This is a genomic window from Streptomyces sp. NBC_00273, assembly GCF_036178145.1.
Classification (GTDB): Bacteria; Actinomycetota; Actinomycetes; order Streptomycetales; family Streptomycetaceae; genus Streptomyces.
Genome location: NZ_CP108067.1, coordinates 2589123 through 2601132, shown reverse-complemented (window position 1 = coordinate 2601132; position 12010 = coordinate 2589123). Strand labels below are relative to the sequence as shown.

Below are 12010 nucleotides of genomic sequence, written 5' to 3'. Positions count from 1 at the left end.
TCACATGAGCATCCGCACCCTGATCCGCGGCGGCCCCGTCGGCACGGCCTCCGACGAACTGCACGCCGACGTCCGGATCGAGGACGGCCGCGTGGCGGCGCCGGCCGCACACGGCTCGGCCGCCGCCGGAGCCCGGACGGCCGACCGCACGATCGACGCGACCCGACGGGAAGGGATTTCTCAGGCATGACCAGAACTCTCATTACCGGTGGCCTTGTGATCACCGCTGCCGAAGAGCTGCACGCGGATGTCCTGATCGAGGATGGTTGCGTCGTAGCCCTGGCGACCACAGGTAGCCAGGACTGGACTGCCGATCGGGTGATCGATGCCTCCCGGAAGTACGTGATCCCGGGTGGGGTTGACGCGCACACCCACATGGAGCTGCCATTCGGCGGCACCTTCGCGTCGGACACCTTCGAGACCGGGACGCGCGCCGCGGCCTGGGGCGGTACGACCACGATCATCGATTTCGCGGTTCAGTCGCAAGGGCAATCGCTCCGCGCGGGCTTGGACGCCTGGTACGCGAAGGCCGACGGCAACTGTGCGATCGACTACGCGTTCCACATGATCGTGTCGGACGTCAACGAGCACACGCTCAAGGAAATGGACGGGCTCGTCGAGGAAGGCGTCAGTTCGTTCAAATTGTTCATGGCGTATCCGGGGGTCTTCTACTCGGATGACGGCCAGATCCTGCGCGCCATGCAGCGGGCCTCCGGTAACGGGGGGCTGATCATGATGCACGCCGAGAACGGCATTGCCATCGACGTGCTGATCGAGCAGGCCCTGGCGCGCGGGGAGACCGACCCGCGCCACCACGGTGAGGTCCGCAAGGTGCTGTTGGAGGCCGAGGCCACGCACCGTGCCATCCAGTTGGCGCGGGTCGCCGGCGCTCCGCTCTACGTGGTCCACGTCTCCGCGGAGGAAGCGGTCGGCGAGCTCGCCGCCGCCCGCGACAAGGGCCTGCCCGTCTTCGGGGAGACCTGTCCGCAGTACCTCTTCCTGTCCACGGACAACCTGGAGGAGCCCGACTTCCAGGGCGCCAAGTACGTCTGTTCCACCCCGCTCCGCCCCAAGGAGCACCAGGCGGCCCTGTGGCGGGGCCTGCGGACCAACGACCTCCAGGTGGTCTCCACCGACCACTGCCCGTTCTGCTTCCGGGGTCAGAAGGAACTGGGCCGCGGGGACTTCTCGGAGATCCCCAACGGGCTGCCCGGAGTGGAGAACCGGATGGACCTCCTCCACCAGGCGGTCCTGGACGGGCACATCAGCCGCCGCCGCTGGATCGAGATCGCGTGTGCGAGCCCGGCCCGAATGTTCGGCCTCTACCCGCAGAAGGGCACCATCGCGCCGGGTTCCGACGCCGACATCGTGCTCTACGATCCGCACGCCGAGCAGGTCATCTCCGCCGAGACGCACCACATGAACGTGGACTACTCGGCGTACGAGGGCAGGCGGATCACCGGACGCGTCGACACGGTCCTGTCGCGCGGCGAGATCGTCATCGACCAGCGCGAGTACACGGGCCGGGCGGGCCACGGCGCCTTCGTCCACCGTTCCACCTGCCAATACCTCTAGGGGGAGCCGGGGCCCGCACGCCCCGGCTCCCGTACTCCCCAGCAAGGAGCGACGTATGGACTTCGGCCTCGTCCTGCAGACCGACCCGCCCGCCTCGCAGGTCGTCAGCCTCATGAAGCGCGCCGAGCGCAACGGCTTCCGCTACGGCTGGACCTTCGACTCGGCGGTGCTCTGGCAGGAACCCTTCGTCATCTACAGCCAGATCCTCGCCAACACCACCAAGCTGCACGTCGGCCCCATGGTGACCAACCCGGGGACGCGCACGTGGGAGGTGACGGCCTCCACCTTCGCCACCCTCAACGACATGTACGGCAACCGCACCGTCTGCGGCATCGGCCGCGGCGACTCCGCCATGCGGGTGGCCGGCCGCAGGCCCAACACCCTGGCCCGCCTCGGCGAGGCCATCGAGGTCATCCGCGACTTGGCGGAGGGCCGCGAGGCCGAGGTCGACGGCAACCCGATCCGCATCCCGTGGATCAGGAACGGCAAGCTGCCCGTCTGGATGGCGGCGTACGGCCCCAAAGCGCTCGCCCTCGCCGGTCAGAAGGCCGACGGCTTCATCCTCCAGCTCGCCGACCCGTTCCTCACCGAGTGGATGGTCAAGGCGGTCCGGCAGGCGGCCACCGACGCGGGCCGCGACCCCGACGCCCTCGCCATCTGCGTCGCCGCGCCCGCCTACGTCACCGCCGACGACTCCCCGGAGGCCCTGGCGCACGCCCGGGACCAATGCCGCTGGTTCGGCGGCATGGTCGGCAACCACGTCGCCGACCTGGTGTCCAAGTACGGCGAGCACTCCTCGATGGTCCCCGAAGAGCTCACCGCGTACATCAAGGACCGGCAGGGCTACGACTACTCCCACCACGGCCGCGCCGACAACCCCGACACCGTCTTCGTTCCCGACGAGATCGTCGACCGCTTCTGCCTCCTGGGCCCCGCCGAGGCCCACGTCGAGAAGCTCCGCCACCTGCGCGACCTCGGCGTGGACCAGTTCGCCGTCTACGACATGCACGACAACCGCGAGGGCACCATCGACGCCTACGGCTCCGACATCATCCCCGCCCTCGGCTGACGCTCGTCCGCTCTGGGCTCCGACACGGCCGAACGGCCGCATCCACCTGTTCCCGATGACCCACCACGGACCCTCAGGGTCCGGGGACGGGGCTGGCCAGGGCTGCTGCGTGGTTCCGGGGGGCTGGGAGGTCCGTGAGGGTCCAGTTCGGGGTGGGGGACGGGTCGGGGGCGGTGCCTACGTAGGGATGGGTGGCGCCGGCGGCGAGGCCGTGACCCGTGGCTTTGAGGTAGGCCTCCTTGCGGACCCAGACGCGGGCCAGAGCCGCCGGGCGCGCGGCTGGCGGGAGGGCGAGGAGGGCCGCGGCTTCCCGCGGGTGCAGGGAGCGCGCGAGCGATTCGGCCGTCTCCGGGCGCGGGTGGGTCTCGATGTCCAGCCCGACCGGGGCCGCGGCCACCGCGACCGCGGCCACGTCCCCGGTGTGCGAGAGCGAGAAGTGCAGTCCCGCCGCCGGGCCCCCGGCCAGCGCGGGTCTGCCGTGCGGGCCCCCGCAGTGCGGGCAGTCCTCCCGGACGAACGACACCCGCTCCGGCGGGATGCGCAAGTAGCCGCCCAGCAGGACCCGCAGGCCCACGTGCGCGGCCAGGTAGCGGTGCCGGTCCCCGGGGCGTACCAGGGCGGCGGCCCGCGAGCGTTCCGAGGCGTCCAGCAGGGCGTCCCCTACCCGGTGGCCGCCGATCACCTCCCGCCGGGTGTCCAGCCGCCAGAGCGCCACCGCGGCCCCGATCGGGCGGATGCCCCGACGCGGGGCGGCGGTGCCCAGGACGGACCACGGCTCGGCGCGGTCGTCCATCAGGCCAGCACGAAGCCGCTGTCAGCGCGGTAGCTCGTCGTGCGGCGGTTGTCGAGGTGGACGAAGGTGCGGTGCAGCCAGCGGTCCCGGCCGTCGTAGCGGGGCCGGAACGACGTACGGCCGTGGACGGCGACACGGTTGTCCACGAAGGCCAGCTCACCGGGCTGCAGGACCAGCATGGCCGCGACGTCGAGGAACGCGGCCTGCAGGGCCTCCAGGGCCGCCGCGGCACCCGGGTCGAGCGCGCTCGTCGCGTGGAAGTCGACCCGGACGTTCGGGTCCTGCCGGCTGCCCTCCAGGACGGCGTGCTGCGGAGCGTCCCCGGCACGGAACGACGGCGGCGGCTGCGTGACGAACCGCGGCGACTCCAGCACCTCCCGGATGTGCTCGGGGAGCAGCGTCAGCGCCTGACGGATGGAGGACACCAAGGTGCCCGCCGTGTTCGTGTGGTCGTTGCGCAGGCACAACAGGCTCACGAAGTCCGGTCGGTGCGGGTGGAAGGCGTTCTCCACGTGCAGTTCCAGCAGCGTGGAGCCCGCGTTGCTCTGCGATTCCTCACGCCCCGGGATCGGTACGACGTTCTGTACCAGCGCACCGGACTTCTCGGCCTGGTAGGCGACGACCTCGCCCAGGCACAGGCTGATCAGGGTGCTCACCGCGGCCGGTACGGTCGGCACGCGCTCCACCGACTCGGGCACGGCCGGAGTCTCCGGCAGCGCCGCGGGGTCCATGGGCAGGTTGCGCAGGATCAGCAGGCCGTCTGCGCCCGGATCGAAACGGTAGTCGCGGACTTCCTGCCGGATGCGCAGGGGCAGGCGGCCGGACAGCCGACGCGCGGTGTCGATCCAGGCACGCTCGTCGATGAGCCGGTGCGGCGCCTCGGCCAGTTCCGAGGCGAGCCGCTCGACCTCGGTGCGCTCGGCGTCGGTGAGCGTCAGGCCGACGGAGGCCTGGACCGGAGCGGGAAGGGCGGTAGTCATCGTGTGTGGTTCCTTTCGGGTGATCGCGGCCGCGGGGCGGGCGTGGTCAGTGGTGTAGGGGGGAGCTGGGTCCGGCCGCCCGCTCGCGCTCCGTGGCTTCGGCGATCGCCCGCCGCCACAGGTGCGCCAGCCGTTCCTGACCGGCCCAGACGCCGGCGAGCAGGTGGTTGACGAGCTCGCGGCCGGCAACGGCGTTGCTGAGCAGCACGGCACCGGAGCCGGACTGCGCCCGCATCCCGGTCATGGCCTGGTATCCGATGGCTTGCCCACCGTGGCCGAACTCGAGGTCCGCGCCGCTGTCGTCGAGGATGGTGCTCCAGCCGTAGTTCCGGCCCGCCCGGGCGGTGAGCATCTCCCGTACGAGCGGCGACGCCACGAGTGCGCCGGGGCGTCCCAGATAGCCGCGCCGGATCTCGACGGCCAGTGCGGCGAGGTCCCGCGCCGTCGTCCACAGCCCGCCGGCCGCCGTCTCCGGGTGCACGACGTGCCCGTCCGGGACCGGCCGGCCCGCAGCGTCGTGGCCGCGGGCGAAGGGGAGGCCCGAGGAGTCGGGATAGACGGAGTCGAAGCCACTGCCCGTCATCCCCAGCGGCTCGAACAGCAGCTCACGGACGAGGGAGTCGAAGGACTTGCCGGTGAGATCGCACATCGCCTGCTGGAGGACCGAGAAGTTGATCTGGTTCTGCCGGAAGGTCCGCCCGGGCTCCTCCTCCCGCCGCACCCCGGGGGTGCGCGCGGGCGGCCGTCCGTGCAGCACGTCCAGCACGGTCGGCACCGGGCCGCCGCGGCGGTACGGCTCCTCGACGCGCGGGTGCTGCGCCAGCCCCGACCGGTTGCCCAGCAGCGCGCGCACGGTCACCGGAGCCGGGCCCTGCGGAACCTGCCACGACTCCAGGTAGGTGTTGACGTCCCGGTCGAGGTCGACCAGGCCCTCCGTCACCAGGCGCAGGAGCGCGTACGTCGTCACGTGCTTGCTGATCGAAGCCGCGGGGAAGAGCGTCTGCGCGGTCACCGGCTCCGGCTGCTCAACACCGAGGACACCGAAGCTCTCGACCGCGGTCACCTCACCGTGTTCGATCAGCGCCACGCTCGCACCGGGTACGCCGTGCTCCTCCATCAGCGCACGCAGCCGCGGCCACGGGTAGGGGGAGGCCGCTCGGACCGTGCGCCGTGGCGCACCGGTGTGCGCGGCCATCGTGCCCAGCTCCCGCACATGACGGTCCGCCAGCCGCTGCACCGTCGCGCGGTCGTGCAGCGCCGTGCTGAACGTCCACTCCACGTACAGCTGGCCGCCGAGGAACCGGGCGTCGACCTCGAGCAGATGCCGCCGCGGCGTCTCCCCGGAGGGTTCCGGACGGATGCGACCCGGCATGAAGACCAAGGCAGGGGTCCTGCCGGTGCCCTCGTCCTTCCCGCCGTCCTCGCCGTGCTCGGTCGTCGAGGGCACGGGCCCGAGGGCGAACAGGACCTGCGGATCCGGTTGCGCCGCCAGCTCCGCCGCCTGCTCGGTGTCCGGCGCGAGATGGCGCAGCAGGCCGTAGCCGTGGACCGGCTGCGGAACGGCCCGCAGCTGCCGGCCCACGGCCGTGGCAGTGGCGTGCGGATCGTTGTTCCGGGGAAGCCGCAGCGACACCGGGTACCGGTCGGTCAGGAGCCCGACCGTACGGGACAGCGCAGCGCCCGTACGGGGATCCTGGCGCGGGTCCGTGACCACGTCGATCTCGACCCGATCGCCGCCCGACCACTCGGCGAGGGTCCGGCCCAGGGCGGCGAGCAGGAGGCCTTCCGCATCGGGGCCGGCGGCCAGTTCGGCCGTGAGCCCGGGGGAGAGCACGGCCGTGACCGAGGCGGCCGTCCGCCGGATGTGGCCCCGATCGATGGCGCAGCGACCACCGGGCGGCTGCCGGTCCAGAGGGAGCGGGCTGCCGGGAACCCGGTTCAGCCAGGTCTCCGCCTGTTCCGCCAGCTCGTCCGAGGCCGCCTCTTCGGCGAGATCGGCGGCCCGGGCGTGCCACGGCGTACCGGCGGGCAGCGGTTCGGGGTCCAGGCCGGCTGCGAGCCGGGCGTAGGCCGTGTTGAGGTCTTCGACGAGGACGGGCCAGGACCCGGCATCGACCGCCAAACCGTGCACCGTGAGCCACAGTTCACCGGGCTCGGTGTCGTCCGCCGTGACGAGGGACGCCCGGACGAGGACGCCCGTGCCCGGATCGAGGGCCGTACGGTCCGCGGCGACGGCCGCTGCGACGGCGGACGCGCGCCCGTCGGTTGGAACGGCTCCCAGGTCGTGGAGGCGCAGCAGGGGAGCGTGCTCCGTACGCGCGGACGTGTCCCCCGGTGCCCAGTGGGAGCCGTCGGCCGCCAGGACGGCATGCAGGGCGGCATGGTGACGCACCAACACATCAAGGGCCCGGCCGAGCAGTACGGGATCGGGCCGCGTGCTGAGCACGAGCCGCAGGGACCGGCCCCCGGAGGTGCCCTCGTCCAACAGACGGAACTGGCCGGGAGTCAGGGGAATGCCGTCGGCAGCCGGGGTGGGACCCCCAGCAGCTTCCTCGGGCGAGGCCATGGCGGCCAGCTCACCGAGCGATCTGGCCTGCAGGATCATCCATACGGCGAGCGTCAGACCGGCGGCCCGTCCGGCGGCCAGCACCTGGACGGCGCGGATGGAGTCACCTCCGAGGCCGAAGAAACTGTCCTCGACACCGACGCGTTCCACACCGAGGACGTCGCACCAGATCGCGGCGAGGGTCTTCTCCACCTGGGTGCGCGGCGCGACGTACTCGTCGGTGGCGGCGAAGGCTGTCAGGTCGGGTGCGGGGAGTGCGCGGTGGTTGATCTTGCCGTTGGTGGTGAGGGGGATGTTGTCGATGACGAGGAATGCGGCCGGGACCATGTAGTCGGGCAGGGTGGTCGTCAGGTGGGTGCGGAGGGCGGTGGTGTCGAGGGTTTCGTTGTTGCGGGGGACTAGGTGGGCGGTGAGTCGTTTGTGGCCGGGTTGGGGTTCGCGGACGGTGACGACGGCGTCCAGTACGTGGGGGTGTTCGCGCAGGCGGGCTTCGATCTCACCGAGTTCGATGCGGTATCCGCGGATCTTGACCTGGTTGTCGATGCGGCCGAGGGTCTCCAACGTCCCGTCGGGGAGGAACCGGGCGAGGTCGCCGGTGCGGTAGAGGCGTGAGCCGGCCGGGCCGAACGGGTTCGGCAGAAACTTCTCGGCGGTGAGGTCGGGTCGGCCGAGGTAGCCGCGGGCCAGTCCGTGGCCGCTGATGTAGACCTCACCGGCAACGCCGATCGGGGTCGGGTGCAGGTCCTCGGTCAGGACGTACATGGCGGTGTTGGGAATGGGTGCGCCGAGGGGGACGGCTTCGGTCACCGGCATGTGGTCGGGGTCGATGATCAGGCCGGAGTTGCCGATGGTGACCTCGGTGGGACCGTACTCGGTCGCCACCTTCGTACCGCCCTCGCCGGCCAGCTTCTGCCAACGCTGGGCGAGGGAGACCGGGAAGTTGTCTCCCGCGGCAATGACCACACCCGCCAGGCCGTGCGCCTGCTCCGCCGACAACTGGTGGGTGAGGAGGTCGAGGTGGCCCGGGGTGAGCTTCACGAATCCGAACGGACCGGCAGCAGCCAGCAGCGCACCCAGTTCGGCAGTCTCCAACGCATCCGGCAGCAGGGTGACCGGACGACCACAGAGCAGCGGGGTGAAGAGGTCGGGGATGCCCAGGTCGAAGGAGATCGACGAGAACAGTGGGGCGCCGCCTTCGCCCTGGGAGGCGTAGGTGTCGATGGTCCAGCGCAGGTAGTTGATCAGGCCTGCGTGTTCGACCATGACGCCCTTGGGGCGGCCGGTGGAGCCGGAGGTGTAGATGACGTAGGCGAGGGCGCGGGTGGTTGTGTCGTCGCGGTGGGGGGTGGTGGCGGGGTGTCGGGCGATGCGGCGGTGGTCGGTGTCGACCACGATCAGTGTGCCTTCGTGGAGCGGGGCGACCGTTGCCATCAGGGAGCCCTGCGTGATCAGGAGCTTGGTCCCGGTGTCGGCCAGGATGAACCCCAGTCGATCCGCCGGAAGCGTCGGGTCCAGCGGCAGATAGGCCGCACCCGCCTTCCAGATACCGAGCAGTGCCGGCACCAACTCCGGACCACGCTCCAGACAGACACCCACGAGGGTGTCGGGCTGGGCACCGGCGGCGATCAGGTGATGGGCGATACGGTTGGCCCGCTCCTCCACCTCCCGATACGACAACCGCACCTCACCGGCGACCACGGCCACCGCATCCGGAGTTAGCCCGGCCTGCGCCTCGAACGCGTCCAACGTCGAGCCCACCGGCCACTCCACACGAGCGCCATCGGCCCACGCACCCGCCAACAACCCGCGCTCCGCCTCGGACAGGAACACGACCGTCGCATCCCCATCCGCATCAGCGGCCATCGACTCCAACACCGACCGGTACATCCCGGCCAACCAACCCAGCGACTCCTCGCTCAGCACGTTCGCTGCGGCGATGAGGTTGACCGAACCTCCGCTGGCGAGGGCCGTGAGCCCGAACTGGTTGGCGCCGTCGCCGAGCGTGGACGAGACGTCCACCGTGTCCGTGTCGACCTGGTGGAAGTCGAGGTACTCGAAGAGGGCGGGCAGGAATCCGTCCGTGCTGCCGGCCGCGCGTTGGATCGCGGGCAGCGGGTAGCGGCGGTGTGACCAGATCTCGGTCTCCCGCGCATACACCTGCTCCACCAGCTCGCGCCACGTCCGCGCGCCCTTGACCACAGGGAACGGCAGCGTGTTCAGGTGCATGCCCAGCACCCGGTCACCACCCGGAGCCTCCAGCCGGCCGTGGTAGACCACGCCCGTGTGGAAGGCGTCCTCCGCCGTTAGCGAGCCCAGCACCTTCACGTGCGCCGCCAGCAGCACGCTCTTCAGCGAGGTCCGCGCCCCCGCCGCCAGCCGCCGCAGCCCCTCCTCCAGATCGGCGAACGGCACCTGACGGTGGGCGACGGACCGGTCGGGCGGGCCGTCCGTCGTGGGTGCCCAGGAGCCGGGGAGGTGCGCCGGCGCGTGCTCGTCCACCACGTCCTGCCAGAAGGACTGGTCTGCCGCATCGGTCAGTGAGGCCTGCTCGGCCGCGATGAAGTCGGCGTACCGCACCGACGGCACCTCGTACGCGGCCGGCTCCCGCCCGTCACACAGCTCCCGGTACAGACCGAGCAGCTCCATCAGCAGCGAGTTGAGGCTCCAGCCGTCCGCGACGGCGTGCTGGTAGCCGACCGTCAGCCGCCAGGCGTCGTCGGATTCGATGTGCACGGCGATCCGCAGCAGCGGGGCGTGCTTCAGCTCGGCGCCGGCGGCCTTCTGTTCGTCGACGTACGCACGGACCTTTGCGGTCCGCTGCTCGGGTGTGAGGCCGCGCAGGTCGTGGACGGCCAGGGGTACGTCGATCTCGGCGTGGACGAGTTGGAGCGGCTGGGAGTAGCCGTCCAGGTGCATCGAGGTCCGCAGGACGTCGTGCCGGGCCACCACGGTGCTCAGGGCGCGGCCCATGGCGGGTGCGTCGAAGGGCTCTGCGTCGGGGATCCGGAAGGAGTTGATGTTCTGGTAGACGTGCTCGTCCCCGGAGGCCAGCATCTCGACGAGCATGCCCGTCTGGACCTGGGAGAGCGGGTACGCGTCCACGACGCCGGTGGGCAGCGCGGTGCGGTCGTGCTCGCTGATCAACGCGAAGGGCTCGACGGCCCGGATCAGCGACTCGCCGACCTCCTGACCGGCAACGCGGCCGGCCAGCGCGGCGATCGTCTTCAGCTGGAAGACGTCGGGGATGGACACGTCGTAGCCGGCCGCGCGCAGTGCGCCGACGAGACGCACGGCGCGGATGGAGTCACCGCCGAGGTCGAAGAAGCTGTCCTCGACACCGACCCGCTCCAGCCCCAGCACCTCGCACCACACCGCCGCCAGCCGCTCCTCCACCGGAGTACGCGGCGCCACGAACCGCTCCGACACGGCGAAGGCACCCAACTCCGGTGCCGGAAGCGCCCGGTGGTCGACCTTGCCACTCGCGTTCAACGGAATCGCGTCCAGCACCACGAACGCCGCCGGAACCATGTACTCGGGCAGCGAACGCCCCAGATCCGCCCGCAGCACGGCCGAGTCCACCTCACCGTCGCCGTCCGGGACCACGTAGGCGACCAGGGACTTCTCCCCCTCGCTCTCCCGCACGGTCACGACCGCCTCGCGCACCCCGGCGCAGCCGGCCAGGACGGACTCGATCTCGCCGAGCTCGATGCGGTAGCCCCGCACCTTGACCTGGTTGTCGATCCGGCCGAGGGTCTCCAGCGTTCCGTCCGGCAGGAAGCGGGCCAGGTCACCGGTGCGGTAGAGCCGCGAACCGGCCGGGCCGAAAGCGTTCGGTACGAACTTCTCGGCCGTGAGGTCGGGACGGCCGAGGTAGCCGCGGGCCAGACCGTGGCCGTCCAGGTGCAGATGGCCGACGACTCCGGACGGCACCGGACGGAGGTCCTCGGTCAGGACGTAGGTGCCGGTGTTGGCCAGCGGTCGGCCGATGGAGATCGCGGTGGCGTTCTCCGGGACCTCCCAGAAGGTGGACCAGATGGTCGTCTCGGTGGGGCCGTAGACGTTGACCAGCCGCTGGACCTTGTCCTGCAGTGCGGCGGCGAGTGCGGCGGTGAGCGGCTCACCGCCGACCAGGGCGGTGACGGCGTAGTTGTCGAACCCGGCGGCGAGCAGCAGGCGCCAGCCGGACGGGGTGGCCTGCACGTGCGTAACGCGGTGCGCGTCGACCAAGGCCCTGAGCGCGGCGGCGTCCTTGGCTTCCGTGTCGCTCGCCAGGACGATGCGCCCGCCCGTGGTGAGCGGCAGGTGCAGCTCGAGACCGGAGATGTCGAACGAGATGGAGGTGGCGGCCAGCCAGGTGGACCGACGGGCCGGTGCCACGTCCTCGCGGAGGGAGGTCAGGAGGTTGTGGAGGGCGCCGTGGCCGATCATGACGCCCTTGGGGCGGCCGGTCGAGCCCGAGGTGTAGAGCACGTACGCCAGTCGCTCCGGATCGCATCCGGTTCCACTGTCGGGGGCGGTCGCGGGTCGTGCCGCGATCGCGTCGCGGTCGGCCGTCGGGTCCACGCGGACGCCGGTGAAGTCCGCGGTACGGTCCGCGTGCGCGGCGGTCGTGACCAGCAGCGGTGCCTGCGCGTCCGAGAGCATGTGGCCGATGCGGGCGGGCGGTAGCGCGGGATCGATGGGCAGGTAGGCCGCGCCGGCTTTCCATACGGCGTGCAGGACCGGGAGCAGATCGGGGCCGCGGTCCAGGCACACCCCGACGATCGTGTCCGGTCCGGCGCCCGCTGCGATCAGGTGGTGGGCCATGCTGTTGGCCCGTTCCTCCAGCTCGCCGTACGTGAGCCGGGTGTCGCCGGAGACGACGGCGACCGCCTGCGGCGTTCTGGCGCACTGGGCCGCGAACAGCCCGCCGGTCAGCACGGGACGGGTTGCATCGAATTGCCGTACGGACACGAGGGCTTGCTCCACTTCAGCGGGACGAGGGGCACGGCCGCACATGTGCCCCTTGCGTACGCCGAGATCCTGCG

Annotated in this window: 6 protein-coding genes; 3 read left to right on the top strand and 3 right to left on the bottom strand. The window is 71.3% G+C overall.

What is annotated here, in order from left to right; genetic code table 11:
* The first annotated feature begins 4 nt into the window (after window positions 1-4).
* The 3 genes from OG386_RS10895 to OG386_RS10885 are packed head-to-tail and all read left to right on the top strand — an operon-like array spanning window position 5 to window position 2644.
* On the top strand, window positions 5-190 hold the full coding sequence (locus OG386_RS10895) for a hypothetical protein (protein ID WP_405789335.1): 186 nt from the start codon (window positions 5-7) through the stop codon (window positions 188-190).
* Window positions 187-1575, top strand: coding sequence for a dihydropyrimidinase (hydA, locus tag OG386_RS10890; RefSeq protein WP_328787971.1), 1389 nt, complete (start codon window positions 187-189; stop codon window positions 1573-1575). The genes OG386_RS10895 and hydA overlap by 4 nt, the downstream gene beginning before the upstream one ends.
* A 55-nt stretch (window positions 1576-1630) precedes the next feature.
* Complete coding sequence (locus tag OG386_RS10885) at window positions 1631-2644, top strand: TIGR03842 family LLM class F420-dependent oxidoreductase (RefSeq protein WP_328787970.1); 1014 nt, start codon at window positions 1631-1633, stop codon at window positions 2642-2644.
* A gap of 73 nt (window positions 2645-2717) precedes the next feature.
* On the opposite strand, the gene OG386_RS10880 is transcribed toward OG386_RS10885, so the two are convergent.
* From OG386_RS10880 to OG386_RS10870, 3 genes are read right to left on the bottom strand one after another with little or no spacing between them, the layout of a single operon-like run.
* Window positions 2718-3437, bottom strand: a complete 720-nt coding sequence (locus tag OG386_RS10880) for a 4'-phosphopantetheinyl transferase family protein (RefSeq protein WP_328787969.1) — start codon at window positions 3435-3437, stop codon at window positions 2718-2720.
* Window positions 3437-4417, bottom strand: coding sequence for a TauD/TfdA family dioxygenase (locus OG386_RS10875; RefSeq protein WP_328787968.1), 981 nt, complete (start codon window positions 4415-4417; stop codon window positions 3437-3439). The genes OG386_RS10880 and OG386_RS10875 overlap by 1 nt, the downstream gene beginning before the upstream one ends.
* 46 nt (window positions 4418-4463) lie before the next feature.
* Window positions 4464-11936, bottom strand: coding sequence for a non-ribosomal peptide synthetase (locus tag OG386_RS10870; RefSeq protein WP_328787967.1), 7473 nt, complete (start codon window positions 11934-11936; stop codon window positions 4464-4466).
* Window positions 11937-12010 lie beyond the last annotated feature (74 nt).

Excerpts from the sequence above, each read along its gene's own strand:
- OG386_RS10895 (WP_405789335.1), top strand. The coding sequence starts at position 5 with ATGAGCATCCGCACCCTGATCCGCGGCGGCCCCGTCGGCACGGCCTCC.
- hydA (WP_328787971.1), top strand. The coding sequence starts at position 187 with ATGACCAGAACTCTCATTACCGGTGGCCTTGTGATCACCGCTGCCGAA.
- OG386_RS10885 (WP_328787970.1), top strand. The coding sequence starts at position 1,631 with ATGGACTTCGGCCTCGTCCTGCAGACCGACCCGCCCGCCTCGCAGGTC.
- OG386_RS10880 (WP_328787969.1), bottom strand. The coding sequence starts at position 3,437 with ATGGACGACCGCGCCGAGCCGTGGTCCGTCCTGGGCACCGCCGCCCCG.
- OG386_RS10875 (WP_328787968.1), bottom strand. The coding sequence starts at position 4,417 with ATGACTACCGCCCTTCCCGCTCCGGTCCAGGCCTCCGTCGGCCTGACG.